Source organism: Sphingobium sp. GW456-12-10-14-TSB1 (genome assembly GCF_059424385.1).
In genome coordinates this window covers 3178932-3197852 of sequence record NZ_JBWKZI010000001.1, presented here as the reverse complement: position 1 = coordinate 3197852, position 18921 = coordinate 3178932, and the positions used below count along the sequence as shown (strand labels likewise).

The following is an 18921-nucleotide window of genomic DNA, read 5'->3' as shown; positions in this document are numbered from 1 at the left end:
ACCCATATGTCGATCGAACGTCAGCCAGCAAATAGATGGGTCGGCAAGCCACGCCCGCCGCAATCGACTTCGAACAAGCCGCCGTCATAGGGCGTCGCGTCCAGGCCGATCGCGGCTGAACTGACGAACATGCGATCCAGGTCGGGTCCGGCGAAGCAGATGTTGGTCACCTGCCGCGCGGGCAAGGCGATGGCGCGGTCTAGCCTGCCATCGGGCGTGAACCGGCTGATCCGCCCGCCGCCCCAATGGGCGACCCAGATATGGCCGTCGGCATCCACGGTCATGCCGTCGGGATAACCGTCCGCATCCGTGAAGGAAATGAAGGGTTGCCGATCGGCAATTCCCTCTGCCGTCCGGGCGAAGCGATACATGATCCGGCGGGCCGTATCGCTATGATAGAGCCATTTGCCGCAGGGCGAAAAGGCCGGGCCGTTGGGGACGCGATAGCCGGCATCCATCTGTTGCCAGACAAGATCGGGGGTCAGGCGATAGAGCGATCCGCTGTCGCTTTCCTCCGCCATGTCCATCGTGCCGCACCAGATCTGGCCCTGCGCATCGGCCTTGCCATCATTCATGCGATTGCCCGGCAGATCAGGTTCCGGGTCACCGATCGGCGTGATGGTCAGCGGGTCGAGGCTGATCTCCGCAAAACCGCTCTTGAACCCGCCGATAAAGCCGCCGCCCGCCCGCTCGGCCACCCAGCCCAGCGGTTCGGGCACTGCCCAGCGTTCGACGGCGCCGTCCTTCAGGGACAGTCGGTTGAGCGCGGGAGCAAGGATGTCGACCCAATAGACCGCATCATCCCGCGCCGACCATATAGTCCCTTCGCCCAGCATGTCGGCGCCATCGCGCGCGATCATCCGCCACTGCGCCATGGTTCACCGCTTGACCGAGAGGCGATAGACCATCGCGTGATGATAGGGTTTGCCGGGATCGACCCGCGCCGACACGAAATTGGGCTTGTTGGGCGCATCGGGGAATTTCTGCGGCTCCAGCGCGATGCCGTCACCCATGCGATAGAGGTGACCGCCCTTGCCCACCAGCGTACCGTCGAGAAAATTGCCCGCGTAAAATTGTACGCCCGGCTCGGTCGTCAGCACCTCAACCACCCGGCCCGATACCGGATCTTCCAGCCGGGCGGCCAGTTCGGGGGTCTTGGTCAGCCCCTTGTCCAGCGCCCAATTATGGTCATAGCCACGCCCGAACACGATCTGCGGATCGCGGCCGTCGCGAATGCCGTCGGCCACGCGGCGGGGCTGGCGGAAATCGAACACGCTGCCATCCACCGGCTTGCGTTCACCAGTCGGGATCAGCGCTTCATCGACCGGGGTATAGGCTTTGGCCGGAATGGTCAGCAGATGGCCCAGCGCCCCGTCCGGCGATCCTTCGCCGCCCAGGTTGAAAATGGCATGGTTGGTCATGTTGACGATGGTGGGCTTGTCCGTCTTGGCATCGAATAGGATACCCAGATTGCCCGCCTCATCCAGCGTGTAGGTGACGCTGCTGTCCAGCTTGCCCGGATAACCCGAATCGCCATCCGCACTGGTCAATGTCAGTACCAGCGTTGCGACCGGCCCGCTCTTGACGGAGGCGACTTTCCAGACCTGCTTGTCGAAACCCTTGCCGCCGCCATGCAGGCTGTTGGTCTTGTCGTTGAGCGGCAACTGATAGGCCTTGCCGTCGATCGAGAAGGCGCCGCCCGCGATGCGATTGGCATAGCGGCCCACGGTCACGCCGAAATAATTGGGATGGTCGACATAGTCTTTGAGGTCATCATAGCCGAGCAGCACGTCCGCAGCCTTGCCATGCTTGTCCGGCATCGACAGCGACTGGAGCGTCGCGCCATAGGTCAGTATCCGGGCCGATATGCCCTGCTTGTTGGTCAGGCTGATCACCTCGACCGCGGTTCCGTCCGCCAGGGTTCCGGCGGGCGCGCGGCTGGCTTCGGCGGCGAGCGCCGCCCCGCTTGTCAGCGCCAGCGCGACTGCGTATGACAGCGTTGTTTTGATAATAGCGACGTTGCGCATGAGGCTTCCTCTTATGACCATGACCCATTGACGGGCGGTTTCGGGGAATATACTCAGACAAAATAAGCGGATGCAACCCCTCATAGCGGCTGTGCCGCATTGGAATTTACGGAGACGGATGAATGGCAGGACCAGTTTCCTCGACCGCCGCGCCATCGATGGCGCATAATCCCGGCGTTCGCTACGGCCCGGCGCTAGGGCTGCTGGCCAGCCTGTTTTTCATGTGGGGCTTCATCACGGTCATCAACAACACGCTGCTGCCGCATCTGCGCAGCGTGTTCGACCTGAGCTACACCCAGACGACGCTGATCGAATCGGTCTGGTTCATCGCCTATTTCTTCGCCTCCATTCCATCGGCCAAGCTGATCGAACGGGTCGGCTATCAGAAGTCGATGGTCATCGGGCTGCTGATCATGGCGGCGGGCGCAGCGGGCATGACGCTGGCGGCGTCCATCCCCTCCTATGGCGTGACGCTGGTCATGCTGTTCGTCATCGCCAGCGGCATCACGCTGTTGCAGGTCGCGGCCAACCCCTATGTCGCGGTCGTCGGCAAGCCGGAAACCGCCTCCTCGCGCCTCAATCTGGTGCAGGCGATGAACTCGGCGGGCACGATGCTTGCCCCCCTGTTTGGCGCCTATCTGATCCTAGGCCGGTCAAAGGGCGGCACGTCGCAGGGCGATGTCGTCCTGACCCAGGCCGAACGGCTGGCCGACGCGCAGTCGGTGATCCTGCCCTATATCATCGTCGCGGTCATATTGGTGGTTCTGGCGGTCATCATCGCCCGCTTCCCCCTGCCCGCCATGGGCAATGCGACATCGCGTCACAGCAAGGAAGAGCGCAAGAAGCACTCGCTCTGGGTGCATCGCAATCTGGTGTTCGGCATCCCGGCCATCTTCATCTATCTGATCGCGGAAATCGGCGTCGCCAACCTGTTCGTCAATTTCGTCAGCCAGCCCGATATCGCCAACCTGACCCATGAGCAGGCGGGCAATTATCTCAGCCTGCTGTGGGGCGGGATGATGGTCGGTCGCTTCGCCGGCTCCGCGATCATGCAGAAATTCGATGCAGGCCATGTGCTGGCCGCCTTCTCGATCGGGGCGTTCATCGTCATGCTGGTGACGGTATTTACCACCGGCCCGATCGCGATGTGGTCGCTGATCCTGGTCGGCCTGTTTCACTCGATCATGTTCCCCACCATCTTCACGTTGGGGATCAAGGGGCTTGGGCCATTGACCGAGGAAGGCTCCGGCCTGCTGATCATGGCGATCGCCGGTGGTGCGCTGGTCGTGGTGCAGGGCTGGCTGGCGGACGAATATGGCCTGCAATGGTCGTTCCTGCTGACCGCGGCGTGCGAACTCTACATCCTGTTCTACGCGCTATGGGGATCGAAAGTGACCCATGCGCTGCCCGACCAGCCAGTCGCGGAATAAGCCAAAAACAGCCGAGGGTCGCACTTCGGGGCAAAAAAGAGGCCGGAGCAGGACCACCCTGCTCCGGCCTATTTCATTCCCCGTACCGGGCAGGATCATCCCCCCATCGCGCTTGCAGTATCCTCCAGCGCCAGATCGACCAGCACGCCCATCGCCTCGGCCGCCGCCGCCGCGTCTCCCGCCGCGATCGCGTCGAACACGCGGACATGGTCGGGGATCGGGTTGCGCGGCAGGGCACGGGCGCGCTGCTTATATTGGGTGGTCCAGTTGACCGCCGATCCGATGCTGGCGGACAATACCTGAAGCGCATCGTTGCGGGTCGCGTTGAGGATCGCATTGTGAAAATCGCGGTCGGCCGCGCGCCCCAGCTCGGTCGCCAGCGTATGGCGGCGCATCGCGGCCAGCGCGTCCTTCATGATCTTGATGTCATTCTTGTCGCGCCGCTGCGCCGCCAGCCGGGCGGCGGCCGGTTCGACGATGGCGCGCAGCTCGAACAGGTCGCGCACGAACTGGATGTCGGGTTCCCCAGCAAAGGCCCAGCCCAGCACTTCGGGATCAAGCAGGTTCCAGCGGGTGCGCGGCAACACCCGCGTTCCGGCCTTGGGGCGGCTTTCCACCAATCCCTTGGCGGTCAGCACCTGAATCGCTTCGCGATAGGCGCTGCGCGACACGTCCAGTTCCTCGGCAAAGGCGACCTCACCCGACAGGACATCGCCCGGCGCATATTGGCCAGACAAGATCGCCGTGCCCAGCTTGTGCGCGATCGCCCCGTGCAATCGCCTGCCAGGCCCCCGCGCCACTTTTGCCGAATCCCCGTTTTCCGCGGCATGCGCAGTTGTTGACGGCCTGTCCTTTCCCATCCCGGCTCCTCCCACCTTGCACCTATCAGGCACGGATCGATGTAGAATACAAGCATTGCCATTACCATCTTCCTGTAATATGTCGGAGTAATTGAGAGAGTCATCACGCAAGCGCTGCTGCATATTGCAGCCGCCCAGGCACATGATCGGCCATCATTCAGGATCAGCCAGCGCCGCGAATGGCGTGCGGGAGGAGAGTTTTTTCATGACATTGCGCCTGTTGCAGCATCGTGCCCCCAGCGGCGTCCGCTCCGTCATCGCGGCGCAGGGCGATGCCGCCCATATCGTGCCGGGCTATGCCAGCATCCGCGCCCTGGCGCTCGACGCGATCGCCCGTAACATCAGCCTGAGCGCCGCGGTCGATGCGGCAGGCGCGGGCGATGCGATCGACATTGCCGCGGCCTTTGCAGCGGGCGAATTGCTCGCCCCCATCGACCATGACGATGACGCGCATATCCAGTTGACCGGCACGGGCCTGACCCATCTTGGCTCCGCCGAAGGCCGCGACAAGATGCACCGCGAGGCAGCGGCGGCGGAACGCCAGACCGATTCCATGCGCATGTTCCTGGAAGGGCTGGCGGGCGGCAAGCCCGCGCCGGGCGCCGTCGGCCAGCAGCCCGAATGGTTTTACAAGGGCGACGGGTCGCAACTGGTGGGGCCGGGCGAACCGCTGACCATGCCGGCCTTTGCCAGGGATGGCGGCGAGGAGCCGGAACTGGCGGGCATCTACATCATGGGCGATGACGGCCAGCCCTATCGGCTCGGCCTGGCGCTGGCCAACGAGTTCAGCGACCATGTGACCGAGCGGCACAATTATCTGTGGCTCGCCCATTCCAAGCTGCGGCAGGCCGCGCTTGGCCCGGAATTGCTGGTCGGCACCCCGCCTGCGCATATCGAGGGTGCCAGCCGCATCCTGCGCGATGGCGTCCCGATCTGGGAAAAACCGTTCCTGTCGGGCGAAGGCAATATGTCGCACAGCTTCGCCAATCTGGAACATCATCATTTCAAATATGACCTGTTCCGCCGTCCCGGCGACGTCCATGTCCATTTCTTCGGCACGGCGACGCTGTCGTTCAGCGATGGCATCGCGACGCAGGAAGGCGATGTGTTCGAAATCGCCGCCGCGCCCTTCACCCTGCCGGTGCGCAATGCGTTGCAACGCGCCGGGCCCGTCGAAGTGGTCGTTCAGGCGCTCTGACCGCCATGGACCCGATCCGCATCGCAATCGTGGGCATGGGCAAGATCGCGCGCGACCAGCATGTCCCCGCCATCCGTGGCAATAGCGCCTTCAGCCTGGCCGCGACGGTCAGCCCGCATGATGCCGGGCTGGACGGGGTGCCGCATCTGGCCAGCCTGGACGCGCTGCTGCATGACGGCCCGGCGGTGGACGCGATAGCGCTCTGCACCCCGCCGCAGGTCCGCTATGATCTGGCGGCGCAGGCGCTGGGGCGCGGCATCCATATGTTTCTGGAAAAGCCGCCCGGCGCGACGCTGGCCGAAGTCGGCGCGTTGCAGGCGCAGGCGGACAAGGTGGGCGTTTCGCTGTTCGCGGCCTGGCACAGCCGCTTTGCCGCGGGCGTCGCTCCGGCGCGCGCCTGGCTGGCGGAGCGGAAGATCCAAAGCGTGTCGATCGTCTGGCGAGAGGATGTGCGCGTCTGGCATCCGGGGCAGGCATGGATCTGGCAACCCGGCGGCCTTGGCGTGTTTGATCCGGGGATCAACGCGCTCTCAATAGCGACCCACATCCTGCCGCGCCCCTTCTTCCTGAAGGATGCAACGCTGATCCTGCCGGACAATCGCGCCGCCCCGATCGCGGCTGATCTGCATTTTCGCGACACGGGCGGCGCGCCGATCCACATGGACCTCGACTGGCGGCAGACCGGCCCGCAAAGCTGGGACATTGCCGTCGAAACCGACGCAGGCACGCTCAAATTGTCGCAAGGGGGCGCGGTGCTGCACCTGCCCGGTTCCACCGACCATGGCGAGGATGTCGAATATCCAGGGCTCTACAGCCGCTTTGCCGCACTGATCCGGGGCGGGCTATCGGACGTCGATACCGATCCGCTGCGGCTGGTCGCCGACGCCTTCCTGCGCGGGCGGCGCGAGACCACCGACGCATTTCACGATTAAGATTACAGGAGTGGACGACATGATCAAAGCCCTGCGCCGCACGACGGCCACGCTGCTACTATGCGCTACGGCGCTTGCCACCAGCGCCCATGCCGACACGGATGGCAAGCCGACGATCGCGACGATCAACGCCGCCAGCCCCGGCCCCGTCTATGACAAGCGCATCTTCACCCAGTTTGCCGAACATCTGGGCAACGGCATTTATGGCGGCCTGTGGGTCGGCAATGACAAGACGATCCCCAATACGAACGGCTTCCGCAACGATGTGATTGCGGCGCTCAGGAACCTGTCCGTGCCTGTCGTACGCTGGCCCGGCGGCTGCTTTGCCGACGAATATCATTGGCGCGAAGGCATTGGCGGCAAATCCAAGCGCCCGGTCAAGATCAACACCCATTGGGGCGGCGTGACCGAGCCGAACACGGTCGGCACCCATGAATTTTTCGAGCTGATCCGCCAGATCGGCGCGGAGGCCTATGTCGCGGGCAATGTCGGCAATGGCACGCCGCAGGAAATGGCCGAATGGGTCGAATATATGACGTCGCCAGCGGGCACGCTGGCCGAAGAACGCGCGAAGAACGGGCACAAGGAACCATGGGCCGTCCCCTATTTCGGCGTCGGCAACGAATTGTGGGGCTGTGGCGGCAATATGCGCGCCGAATATGCCGCCGACGTCACGCGCCGCTACGCCACCTTCATCAAGGCGCCGCGCGGCACGAGGATCATGAAGATCGCGGCAGGCGCCAATTCCGACGATTATAACTGGACCGAGACGATGATGAAGATGGCGAGCGGCCAGCTCGACGCGCTGTCGCTCCATTATTACACCATCCCAGGCGCCTGGCCGCCGCGCGCTTCCTCCACTCAGTTTGACGAGACGGGCTGGGCCAACACATTGGCCGAAGCGCTGCGCATCGACGAATTGATCACCAAGCATAGCGCCATCATGGACAAATATGATCCGGCCAAGAGAATATGGCTGGCGGTCGATGAATGGGGCACCTGGTATGCCGATGACCCAGGCACCCATCCCGGTTTCCTGCGCCAGCAAAATACGCTGCGCGATGCGCTGGTCGCGTCGATCCATCTCGACATTTTTGCGCGCCATGCCGACCGGGTGAAGATGACCGCCATCGCCCAGATGGTGAATGTGTTGCAGGCCATGATTCTGACCGATGGCAGCAAGATGGCGCTGACGCCGACCTATCATGTGTTTGAAATGTACAAGCCCTGGCAGGATGCGACCGTGCTGCCGATCAGCATCGACACACCCTGGTACCATAAGGACAAATGGTCGATGCCCGCCGTCAGCGGATCGGCGGTCCGGGGCAAGGATGGCAAGGTGCATGTCGGCCTGTCCAACCTGGACCCCAACCAGCCCAATAGCGTCACGGTCAAACTGGACGGGCTGAATGCCGCGAACGTCACCGGCCGCATCCTGACCGCATCAGCGATCAACGCCCACAACACGTTCGATGCGCCCGACACCGTCAAGCCGGTCGCCTTTACCGGGGCGCAGGTCAGCGGCGGCACGCTGAGCGTGACCTTGCCGCCCAAGTCGGTCGTGGTGCTGGAGTTGCAGTAAGGCCTGAAGTGTCATGTGCCCCCGCGCAGGCGGGAGCACATGGCTTTAATTGGAGAGGTCCGCATGAGGCGACCGACGTTCATCGCTTGGCTGGCCCTCGCCCTTTTGGCGATCCCCGCCAGCGCGCAGCAGCCGTCCCCGCCGCCGCGCGACACGCTCAACAGCCGCCTGACCGGCGACCTGACGCCCACCCATGATCCGGTCATCATCCGGCAGGGCGACACCTATCACATATTCAGCACCGGCCATGGCCAGCGGCTGATCGAAACCCGCACGTCCCCTGACCTCATCCACTGGACCGCCGGCGCGCCGGTCTTTACCGCCCTGCCCGACTGGGCGAAGGAAGCGATCCCCGGCAGCGATGGCATGTGGGCGCCCGACATCAGCTATGTGAATGGCCGCTACCGCCTCTATTATTCGGTCTCCACCTTCGGGTCGAACCGATCCGCGATCGGCCTGGCGACCAGCCCGACGCTGGACCCTGACGCGCCCGATTATCATTGGCGGGACGAAGGCATGGTCGTCATGTCGGACAAGAGCGACGACTTCAACGCGATCGACCCCAATTTCATCATCGACCGCGAAGGCCGTCACTGGCTGTCGCTTGGAAGCTTCTGGACGGGCCTTAAACTGTTCGAACTGGACCCCAAAAGCGGCAAGCCCAAAAATCCCAAGGCCAGACCCGTCGCCATCGCCCGGCGTCCGGCCCCGGCGGGTGGTCCGGCCCCGGTCGAAGCGCCCTTCATCATCGACCATGGCGGCTATTATTGGCTGATGGCGTCCTACGACTATTGCTGCAAGGGCGCGGCCAGCACCTACTACACCGTCATCGGCCGGTCGAAGGCGATAACCGGCCCCTATCTGGGCAAGGATGGCAGTTCGATGCTGGAAGGGGGCGGCACCATCTTCCTGCGCGCCGACCTGCAGGAACAACAGCGCTTCCGTGGTCCTGGTCATGCGGGCTGGCTGCATGACAGGGATGGCCAGGATTATGTCGTCTACCACGCCTATGACAAGCAATCGAACGGCGCCCCGACCCTGCGGATCGCGCCGGTCCGCTGGGGCGCGGACGGCTGGCCCCAGGCCGATTATTGAATACCGACCGGAGAGAAAGACATGCATTTCACCCTGTCCCGCCGTGGCTTCATCGCCAGCAGCGCCGCCCTGTCCGCCGCGCCGATGATGGCGCGCGCCAAGGTCGCCGAAGCGCCCGTGGCCGCACCGCAAAACCCGCTCGTCCGCCAGCGCGCCGATGCGCAGATATTTCGCCATGACGATGGCCATTATTACATGACCGGGTCAGTCCCCGAATATGACCGGCTGGTGCTGCGCCGGTCAAAGACGATCGCGGGCCTGACCAGCGCAACCGAAGCCGTGCTGTGGCGGCATGAAAAGACCGGCCCCTTGTCCGGCTTCATCTGGGCCCCCGAACTGCACCGGATCGATGGACAGTGGATCATCTATTTCGCCGCCGGGCCCAGCGGCGGGGGCGAGGATGTGTTCCGCATCCGCACGTATGCCCTCGTTTGCGACGGGCCTGACCCGATGACCGGCAAATGGAGCCTGCTGGGGCAGTTTCAGGCGCCGTGGGACAGTTTCAACCTCGATTCGACCAGCTTCGTCCATAAGGGCCAGCGCCATTTCGCCTGGGCGCAGCGTGAGCCGGGGATCGAGACGAACAGTAACCTGTACATAGCCAAGCTGGAATCTCCGCTGAAGCTGGCGGGCAAGGCGACCCGCCTGACCGTGCCGACGCTCGACTGGGAAATTCGCGGCTACAAGGTCGCCGAAGCGCCTGCTGTCCTGCACCGCAATGGCCGTCTGTTCATGACCTATTCGGCCAGCGCGACCGACGCGCGCTACTGCCTGGGGATGCTGACCGCGGATGAAGATGCCGACCTGCTCGACGCGGCCAGCTGGATCAAATCGCCACAGCCGGTTTTCACGACATGCCGGGAAACCAGCGTGTTCGGCCCTGGCCATAACAGTTTCACCGTAGACGAACAGGGACGCGACATATTGGTCTATCATGGCCGGGACTATGAGGCGATCCAGGGCGATCCGCTGTTCAACCCGGACCGCCATACCCGCGTCCAGCGGCTCTATTATACCGCCGATGGCACCCCCGATTTCGGTGTGCCGGTAGGCAACGGACCACTGCCGGAGCGCTTTGCGTCAGCCACCAATGCCAAACTCCTGCTGGCGCATGACGGCCCCCGCCTGATCGCGGCCAACCCCTTGCTGGCCCAGACGCAGTTCCGCCAGACGCCCGGCCGCGCCGGTCAGCAAAGCGTCATGCTGTCGCCCATATTGATGCCCGGCCATTATCTGGTCGCGCGCAAGGACGGGTCGGTCGCGCTGGAGCCTGACAGCAACAGCGCCGATTTCGACCTGCGCAGCCAGTTCGTCCGCCTGGCCGATGCGCGGCGGGGCACCATCCGCTTTGCCGCGATCGCCGCGCCGGGCAAGGCGATCGGCGTGGCAGACGGCCAGATTCGCCTCGTGCGCAGCCGTGACGCTGCGGCACGCTGGCGTGCGGACTGACGCCAACCGATATGCTCCGACAAATAGGCAATGTCGGATCTTGCACATCGGCGGGCCGCCAACCCGTCGCCAGACCCGTTTCCGGCCGGACTATCCTTGAATATCCGGCACTTTTTGATGCAGCAATAATGTCACGCCCCGCCATCATGCGGACCCACCAGAAAATTTCGCTTGCGCTCCATTTGTCTGAGCAATAATTAGTCCGAGTAATTCAGGGCATGGCGAATGGGCCAGCCATAGGGGAGGACTTGAAATGGCACGTCTGCCGATCGCATTATGCTCCGTATCCATGTTCGCGCTGATGCTGGGCGCCACCGCCCACGCGCAAACCAGCCCCGCCCCCCAGATGGCCGCGGAGGATGACACCGCCGACATCGTGGTGACCGGCGTGCGCGCATCGATTGTCGGCGCGCTCAATGTCCGCAAGAATTCGACCCAGATCGTCGATTCGATCGTGTCGGAAGATGTCGGCAAGCTGCCCGACAATAATGTCGTCGAAGCGCTCCAGCGCGTCACCGGCATTCAGGTCACCGACCGCGCCGGGGGTGAAACCGCGGGTATCACCATCCGCGGCCTGACCGATCCGCTGACGACGCTCAACGGCCGCAACATCTTCACCGCCGCTGGCACATCCTTCGCGCTGCAGGATATTTCCGCGAACCTGGTCAGCCGGATCGACGTCTACAAGACCCGCTCGGCCGATCAGCTTGAAACCGGCCTGGCGGGCCAGATCGACGTCCAGACCCGTCGCCCGCTCGACTTTGACGGCTTCACCATTTCCGGCCTGGCGCGTGGCGTCTATTCGGAACTGGCGGACAAATATAATCCCAACGTCGCCCTGCTCGTCAGCGATCGGTGGGAAACCGGCATCGGCGACATCGGCTTGCTGGTCAATGCCAGCTATACCAGGGCGCAATATCGCAACCAGAATCTGCAGGCCGGCGCGATGGTGCCCTTTGCCACCGAAACCCCGCCCGCCGGTTCGGGCCTGACGCCGCTGCAACGCATCTTCCCCGGCGGCAGTAACGAAAATTGGACGCCCGGCCTGGACGCGGGCCTGCCGACCGCCCCCGGATCGACGCTCAACATCAATGGCGTCGCCACCCCCTATTATCTGTCGCGCGACGCCGTCATCGCGTCCGACCTGTACGGCAAGCGTGAACGACCCTCGATCAACGCGGCGCTCCAGTGGGCGCCCAATGACAGTTCGGTCTACACCGCCGAAGTCTTTTACACCGGCTTCCGGGGCGAAACCTTCAACAGCCTGCATTTCAGCTTCGCCGACTGGTGGGGCAATCTGCCCGCGGACGTCGCCAACAGCTTTGAACTCTATGAAGGCACGAACATCATCAAGTCGCGCCGGGTGGGCGCGGTCGCAGGCTTCAACAGCGGCGACATGGCAACCAACCGCACCGACAGCTATGTCTATGCGCTGAACGCCAAATGGGATGTCGGCGCCAACGGCAAGATCGTCGCCGACCTCGCCTATCAGGACAGCAAGAACGAAACCTCCTTCTCGCCATCCGCACCGATCGCGGCCCGCTCGATCTCGACATCGATTTCAACGCAGGTGGCGGCCTGCCCGCCTACAGCTTCGGCAATCAGGACGTGCTGACCGACGCCAGCAAATGGACCGTGGGCAATCTGTTCGACAGCGGCATGAAAAATACCGGCAGTGCGCTGACCATGATGCTGGACGGCGAATATAAGTGGGACGACGGCTTTCTGCGCCGGATCAAGGCGGGCTGGCGCTATGACAGCCGCAAGGCCGACAGCTATGTGCGCGATCAGGGCGCCGGTGGCCTTGGCGTCACGCTCGACGCCTTTGGCGAGGGCAGCCCCTTCACCAATAGCGGCTTCTTCGACGGGCGCGCCGACATTCCGACCAGCTGGGTGCTGGCAGATCCGCGCAGCATGAACAAGGATGCCGTGCGCCAGTTGTACCGCGCCGTCGCGCCCGGCCTGCTGCTGTCGGACCAGATGACGTTCGGCCATGTCTTTGGCATCAACGAAACGAACCTCGCCGCCTATATATTGGCCGATGGGGAGATCGAAATTTTCGGTCGTCCGCTTCAGTTGCAGGGTGGCGTGCGCTTCGTCGCGATCGACACCGAATATGACTATTTTGATCGCGGCAATGGGTTCGCCCGGACCACCGTATCGACGGGTTCGGAAAAATTCCTGCCGTCCTTCACCGCGCGCTACAATATCACCGACAATCTGCGCATCCGCTTCAACTATGGCGAAACGCTGCGTCGTCCGGCCTTTGGCGATCTCAATCCCAATCTGGCGCTGACGGGCGACCTGTCGCGTGTTGGTTTTGGCACCGGATCGTCGGGCAACCCCAATTTGCGGGCGACCCAGTCAAAGAATATGGACCTGGCGATCGAATGGTATTTCGGACGCAACAGCGCCATCTACGCCACCGCCTTCCAGCGCAAGATCGATGGCCTGGTCGTGCCGCTGACCGTGCGGGAGTTCATTCCGAACAATTATCTGCCCCGCAACGAAACCTATACCGAATTTTTCAACATCACCCGCCCGGCCAACGCATCCAACGGCACGCTCAAGGGGCTGGAACTGGGGCTGACCTATTTCCCCTCCTACCTGCCTTCGGTCCTCGACGGCCTGGGCTTTACCGGCAGCGCGACGATCCTGGATTCGGAACAGACGATCCCGGTCGTCGACAATGCCGGGCAAATCACCGGCACCGCCAAGTCGGCCTTCTTCGGCGTGTCGAAACTGTCCTACAACGCCACGCTGGCCTATGACAAAGGCCCGGTCGGCGCGCGCCTGTCCTATATCTGGCGCAAGGGGTTCCTGAACAACAATGAAGCCCGCGCCTTCGCCAACCCGATCGGCATGTGGCGCGCGCCGGAAAAGAGCCTGGACTTCCAGCTGACGCTGAACCTGAACGAAGACATCGGCATCACCTTCGACGCTGTGAACATCACCAAGGCGAAGCAGCAAAATTATTACAAGTTCGGCGATGTCGGCAACCCGACGGAGTTTAATTCCAGCACCTTGCTGATCGACCGCACCTTCGCCTTGGGCGTCCGCTTCAAATTCGACTAAGCGCCCCGTGCAACGCGGCAGTCATCGCCGCCTTGCATGTTTGGCGGTCGTTCCGGGTTTCCCCTCCAGCCCCGGAACGACCGCCATTTTTGCGATGTGCCTGTGGCGCATCCGATTGTCGGCCGTTTACGCCCGTGCGGGCAAGACCTGCGCGCGGCATTCGCCAAAGCCGATGGGCACGAACCCATCCGCCTGCGCGACCGCTTGCAATATGATTTCGTCGCCATCGGCCAGAAAGGCGCGGGTTTCGCCGGTCGGCAGGCTCACCGGCTCCTTGCCCCCGACGGACAATTCCAGCAGACTGCCAAAACCGTCCCGCGTCGGCGCGGAAATGGTGCCTGTGCCAAGCAGATCGCCGGGCATCATGTTGCAGCCATTGGACGCTTGATGGGTCACGATCTGCTGCACCGTCCAGTAGAGATTGCTGGCCGGACCCTGGCTCAGGCGCATCGGCGCCATGCCCGCATCGCGCATCGCTGCGCTGAGGAGATGGACAGACAGCATCACGCCAAGCGCGCCATGCGCCTGATCATCGGCATCGGCAAGATAGGGCAAGGGCGCCGGATCGCCATCGGGCCGCGCGGGCTGGGCAATGCGGAACGGCGCCATCGCTTCCGCGGTCACGACCCAGGGCGAAATGGTGGAATGAAAGCTTTTGGAGAGGAAGGGGCCGAGCGGCTGATACTCCCACGCCTGCAAATCGCGCGCCGACCAGTCGTTGAGCAGGCAGAAGCCGGCGATGTGATCCGCTGCGTCATGAATGGCAATGGGCGCGCCCTGCTCATTGCCCTGGCCGATCCACACCCCCATTTCCAGCTCATAATCAAGCCGCACGCTGGGACCATAGACGGGCGCGTCGGCATCGGGCGCCTTGCGCTGGCCGCAGGGACGCAGCAGCGGCTGCCCCGACGGGCGGATCGACGAAGCCCGGCCATGATAGCCGATCGGCACATATTTATAATTGGGCAGCAACGGATTGTCGGGCCGGAACTGGCGACCGACATTGGTGGCGTGGTGGATGCCGACATAGAAGTCGCTATAGTCGCCGATCTGCGCAGGCAGATGCAGCGTGCAATCGCATGCGGGGTAAAGATGCAGTTCGACCGCTCCCTGCATCGCCGGGTCGGACAGCAACATGCTGATCGCGCGGCGCAGGCTGCGACGTGCGTCGACCGGTATCGCCATCAGCGCGTTAAGCGTCGGGAGCAGCAGCCTGTCGCCCCCCTCCCCGATCAGTCCCGCGTCCGCGCAGGCCGCCAGGTCCAATATCATGTCGCCGATCGCCGTGCCGATCCGCGCCTTCCCCCCGGCTGGCGAAAAGACGCCATAGGGCAGGTTCTGGATCGGGAAATCGGCATGACCCTGTGCGCTCGCAACCCAGCTGGTCCGGGCCGGATCATGCGTTTCGTCGGTGGTCCACCAGCCGGTCATGGCAGCCGCGCCTTTGGAAAGCCCTGCCAGCAGGCGTCATAATCAGCCTGCAACAAAGGGGTTTCCATTGCCCAGCGGGTGGGGCGAAACGCCATTCTGCTCTCGATCATGAACGCCATGCTTTCCTCTATCTTGTGGGGCGAAAGGACGGCATCCACCGCCTTGCGCCAACTGTCGACGTCCGGGCCATGGCCCGACATATTATTGTGCAGGCTGCCCCCGCCGGGTGCGAAGCCACCTGCCTTGGCATCATATTGGCCGTGGATCAGCCCCATATATTCGCTCATCACATTGCGATGGAACCAGGGCGGGCGAAACGTATCCTCCGCCACCATCCAGCGCGGCGGGAAGATCACGAAATCGACATTGGCCGTGCCTAGCGTATCGCTGGGGCTGGTCAGCACCGTGAAGATCGACGGATCGGGATGGTCGTAGCTGACCGTGCCGATCGTGTTGAAGCGCGTGAGATCATAGCGACAGGGCGTCAGATTGCCGTGCCAGGCGACCACGTCGAACGGGCTATGGTCAAGCTCGCTCTCCCACAGCGTGCCGCCATATTTCTGCACGATCCGGGTTGACCGTTCGACATCCTCGAACGCTGCGACCGGCGCCTCGAAATCGCGGGCATTGGCAAGGCCGTTGGAACCGATCGGTCCCAGGTCCGGCAGCCGGAACAGCGCGCCGTGATTTTCGCAGACATAGCCGCGCGCCGCGCCATCGGGCAGTTCGACCCGAAAGCGCACCCCGCGCGGGATCAGCGCGACCTGCAACGGCGCAACCTCCAGCACGCCCATTTCGGTCACGATGCGCAGCCGCCCCTGCTGCGGCAGGATCAGCATTTCGCCATCGGCGCTGAAAAAGGCGCGATCCACCATGGACGCGCTGGCCGCATAGAGATGCACCGCGCAGCCGGTCCCCGCGCCAATATCGCCATTGGACGCGATCGTGACGAGGCCATCGACGAAATCCACCCCCGCCCCGGCGGCGGGCAGCGGATTCCAGCGCAGCCGGTTGGGCGTATCGACCTGCCCCGCTACGATCAGCGTATCGCGCCCATAGGGCCGGAACGGCGGATGCCCCGCGCTTGGCCGCATCCGATAGAGCCAACTGCGCCGGTTGTCATGGCGCGGCGCGGTGAAGGCGGTGCCGGACAATTGTTCCGCATAGAGTCCGAACGGCACAAGCTGGGGCGAATTGCGCCCCACCGGCAACGCTCCGGCCACCGCCTCGCTCGCATGATGATTGCCCCAGCCGGGGAGATAATGCATGTCGATCCTCTCCTCCCAAGCCTTGCGTCAGGCGTCGACGCTCACCACCCCGCGCCGTATCTGGTCCAATTCGATGCTTTCGAACAAGGCCTGGAAATTGCCGTTGCCAAAGCCTTCATTGCCCTTGCGCTGAATGATCTCGAAAAAGATCGGCCCGAACATCGGCTCGGTAAAGATCTGAAGCAACAGCCCCTCGGTTTCAACATCGCCATCGATCAGAATGCGGTTGCGGCGCAACCGTTCCAGATCCTCCCCATGGCCGGGGACGCGCTTGTCGACCAGTTCGTAATAGGTCTCGATCGTGTCCTGCAACCGCACGCCGCGCGCACGCAGCTTTTCGACCGTGCCGTAAATATCGTCGGTGGTCAGCGCCAGATGCTGGATACCCTCGCCATGATATTCGCGGATGAACTCCTCGATCTGGCTCTTGTCGTCCTGGCTTTCGTTCAGGGGAATGCGGATCGCCTTGTCCGGGGCGATCATCGCCTGGCTGGTGAGGCCGGTCGCCTTGCCCTTGATGTCGAAGAATTTCTGTTCCTCGAACCCGAACAGGGTGCGGTAGAATTCGCTCCACACCCGCATCTGCCCGCGCCGGACATTGTGGGTCAGATGGTCGAGCAGGTCGAGCCCGACATTGTTGCGCGCCTCCGCTTCGCGCCAGCCGGGAAATTCGGCCCAGTTGGCATAGGGATCGCCATGGTCGGGCATGAAATAGAGATAGGCGCCGCCAATCCCCATGATGACCGTGTCATCCTCCTCGGTCGGCTGCGCGCCATTGGCCAGCGCCCATTGCAGCGCGCCCTGCGGGTCGGCGACGCGAAAAGCCATGGCGCTGGCAGAGGGGCCGTGCATCCCGCGAAACGCCGCCACCCGGCCCGCATCGTCGCGGTTGAGCATCAGGTTGATCCGCCCCTGCTTGAAGCGGGTGATATTCTTGGTCGGGTGCCGGTGGGTCGCGGTAAAGCCCAGCGCCTCGAACTGCGCGGCCATCGCTTCGGGGTCGGGCGACGTGAATTCGACAAATTCAAAACCGTTAAGGCCCAGGGGGTTATCGGCGCTGGTGGTCATTTCGGCTCCTCTTGCATTTTCTTATGGGCATAGGCCTGCGTCCCGCGGGTAAAGACCCGGTCGTCTGGCAGGATGGTGTCGGTATCGAGATCGCTTTGCTGCGCCAGCGCGGCATAGAGCGGCGCGAAATCGGTCTCGACGGTCTGGCGCAACAGCTGATCGAAACTGTCGATGACGAAATAGCTCTGCTGGAAATCGTCGATTTTATAACGGGTCCGCATCAGCCGCTGAAGATCGAAGCCCAGCCGGTTGGGGGAGGCATCCTCCAGCGCGAAATGCGATTCGGCATTGGACGACACGATCCCCGCGCCATAGAGGCGCAGACCCTCGTCCGTGTCGATCAGCCCGAATTCGACGGTGTACCAGTAAAGCCGCGCCAGCTTCTCGATCGCGCCCAACCCGTCGGCGCGCAACCCGCCCTGGCCATAGGCCTGCATATAATCGGCGAACACCGGATTGGCGAGCAGGGGAACATGGCCGAACACGTCGTGAAACACGTCCGGCTCCTCCAGATAATCCTCCTGGCTTGGCGTGCGGATGAAGCGCCCGGCGGGAAAGCGGCGATTGGCCAGATGATCGAAAAACAGCCGGTCGGGCACCAGCCCCGGCACTGCCACCACCTGCCACCCGGTCGCCTGCATCAATCGGTCGGACAGCGCGTCGAAACGCGGGATGCCCGGCTGGTCCATCCGCAATATGTCCAGCCCCGCCATGAATTCCGGCACCACCCGCCCCGGCAACATGCGCGCCTGCCGCTCGAACAGCCGGTCCCACATCGCATGGTCGGCCGCGCTGTAGCGATCCCAGTCCTGCGGAACGGTCCAGTCCTCCGCGGCGTGCGCGGGACGGTCGAGCGGGGTTTCGGCGTGCGGGGTTTCAGCCATGGCCCCAGCATCGCAAATCGGGCGCGAAATTGCTTTTCAAAATGGCCGATAATCAGGGTATAACTGCAATTTCAATTCACATATCGGTGATTTCATGACGAAATTTGTTGAACTCGATGCTTTGGATCGCCGCATCGTTGCAGAGTTGCAGCGTGACGCCGCGCTCAGCAATGCCGATCTGGCCGAACGGGTCGGCAGCACCGGCCCATCCTGCTGGCGCAGGGTCAAGGCGCTGGAGGAAGCAGGCGTGCTGCGCGGCGCGGTCCGCCTGGCCGATCCACACCTGTTGGGGCAGGATGTGACCATATTCTGCCATGTGCGGATGAAGGAATTTTCGGGCGATTCGATCGCCGCGTTCGAAGCGTTCGTGCGCGACCATGATCAGGTGATGGAATGCTATTCGATGTCGGGCGAATGGGATTATCTGATGCGCGTCGTCGCCTCCAATGTCGCTGATTATGAGCATTTCCTGATGCGTACCCTGCTCAAGCACCCCTCGGTCGCGGGCGCATCATCGCAATTTGCGCTGTCGGTCACCAAATATCAGACCGCTTTGCCGGTGCGCGGCTAGGCGCGCCCGCGCCTCATCACGCCATTTTCCCCCTTGCCCCGGCGGCAATCC

At 63.3% G+C, this 18921-nt stretch carries 14 protein-coding genes and 1 pseudogene; 8 read left to right on the top strand and 7 right to left on the bottom strand.

Going from position 1 to position 18921, the window contains the following annotated elements; genetic code table 11:
• Positions 1–20: 20 nt before the first annotated feature.
• Together AC07X9_RS15665 and AC07X9_RS15660 are read right to left on the bottom strand one after the other, a co-directional pair.
• Entirely contained in the window at positions 21–875 is an 855-nt protein-coding gene (locus tag AC07X9_RS15665; protein ID WP_026002517.1) for an SMP-30/gluconolactonase/LRE family protein, read from the bottom strand.
• A 3-nt stretch (positions 876–878) separates the two neighbouring features.
• Positions 879–2027 (bottom strand): aldose epimerase family protein, encoded by a 1149-nt coding sequence (locus AC07X9_RS15660; RefSeq protein ID WP_017183806.1) that lies wholly within the window; start codon positions 2025–2027, stop codon positions 879–881.
• Positions 2028–2149: 122 nt separating this feature from the next.
• On the opposite strand from AC07X9_RS15660, the gene AC07X9_RS15655 reads away from it, so the two are divergent.
• Positions 2150–3457 carry a sugar MFS transporter gene (locus AC07X9_RS15655; RefSeq protein WP_026002516.1) on the top strand — a complete coding sequence of 436 codons (1308 nt, stop codon included), beginning with the start codon at positions 2150–2152 and terminating at the stop codon, positions 3455–3457.
• 95 nt (positions 3458–3552) lie between these two features.
• Here the strand turns inward: AC07X9_RS15655 and AC07X9_RS15650 are convergent, their stop codons facing one another.
• The gene (locus tag AC07X9_RS15650) at positions 3553–4317 is read right to left on the bottom strand and encodes a FadR/GntR family transcriptional regulator (protein WP_026002515.1); all 765 of its coding nucleotides are present in this window, start codon (positions 4315–4317) and stop codon (positions 3553–3555) included.
• A gap of 205 nt (positions 4318–4522) precedes the next feature.
• Here AC07X9_RS15650 and araD1 point away from each other — a divergent pair, with 205 nt between their 5' ends.
• From araD1 to AC07X9_RS15620, 6 genes and pseudogenes are all read left to right on the top strand, one after another.
• Entirely contained in the window at positions 4523–5515 is a 993-nt protein-coding gene (gene araD1, locus AC07X9_RS15645) for an AraD1 family protein (protein WP_026002514.1), read from the top strand.
• Between the two features lie 5 nt (positions 5516–5520).
• Positions 5521–6447 carry a Gfo/Idh/MocA family protein gene (locus tag AC07X9_RS15640; RefSeq protein ID WP_017183802.1) on the top strand — a complete coding sequence of 309 codons (927 nt, stop codon included), beginning with the start codon at positions 5521–5523 and terminating at the stop codon, positions 6445–6447.
• A 19-nt stretch (positions 6448–6466) separates the two neighbouring features.
• A complete protein-coding gene (locus tag AC07X9_RS15635; RefSeq protein ID WP_026002513.1) occupies positions 6467–8029 on the top strand; it encodes an alpha-N-arabinofuranosidase in 1563 nt (520 codons plus the stop codon).
• A 63-nt stretch (positions 8030–8092) separates the two neighbouring features.
• A complete protein-coding gene (locus AC07X9_RS15630) occupies positions 8093–9124 on the top strand; it encodes an arabinan endo-1,5-alpha-L-arabinosidase (protein WP_017183800.1) in 1032 nt (343 codons plus the stop codon).
• Between the two features lie 21 nt (positions 9125–9145).
• A complete protein-coding gene (locus tag AC07X9_RS15625; RefSeq protein WP_017183799.1) occupies positions 9146–10573 on the top strand; it encodes a glycoside hydrolase family 43 protein in 1428 nt (475 codons plus the stop codon).
• A 253-nt stretch (positions 10574–10826) separates the two neighbouring features.
• Positions 10827–13648: pseudogene (locus AC07X9_RS15620) on the top strand (TonB-dependent receptor).
• 126 nt (positions 13649–13774) lie between these two features.
• Here AC07X9_RS15620 and fahA read toward each other — a convergent pair.
• Genes fahA through phhA form a run of 4 tightly spaced genes read right to left on the bottom strand, consistent with a single transcriptional unit; the run spans position 13775 to position 18299 of the window.
• A complete protein-coding gene (gene fahA / locus AC07X9_RS15615) occupies positions 13775–15079 on the bottom strand; it encodes a fumarylacetoacetase (RefSeq protein ID WP_017183797.1) in 1305 nt (434 codons plus the stop codon).
• Complete coding sequence (hmgA, locus tag AC07X9_RS15610; protein WP_017183796.1) at positions 15076–16347, bottom strand: homogentisate 1,2-dioxygenase; 1272 nt, start codon at positions 16345–16347, stop codon at positions 15076–15078. The genes fahA and hmgA overlap by 4 nt, the downstream gene beginning before the upstream one ends.
• 27 nt (positions 16348–16374) lie before the next feature.
• A complete protein-coding gene (hppD, locus tag AC07X9_RS15605) occupies positions 16375–17415 on the bottom strand; it encodes a 4-hydroxyphenylpyruvate dioxygenase (protein ID WP_017183795.1) in 1041 nt (346 codons plus the stop codon).
• Complete coding sequence (gene phhA / locus AC07X9_RS15600; RefSeq protein ID WP_017183794.1) at positions 17412–18299, bottom strand: phenylalanine 4-monooxygenase; 888 nt, start codon at positions 18297–18299, stop codon at positions 17412–17414. Before phhA ends, hppD begins: the two co-directional genes overlap by 4 nt.
• Before the next feature lie 94 nt (positions 18300–18393).
• Here phhA and AC07X9_RS15595 point away from each other — a divergent pair, with 94 nt between their 5' ends.
• Entirely contained in the window at positions 18394–18870 is a 477-nt protein-coding gene (locus AC07X9_RS15595; RefSeq protein ID WP_017183793.1) for an Lrp/AsnC family transcriptional regulator, read from the top strand.
• Positions 18871–18921 lie beyond the last annotated feature (51 nt).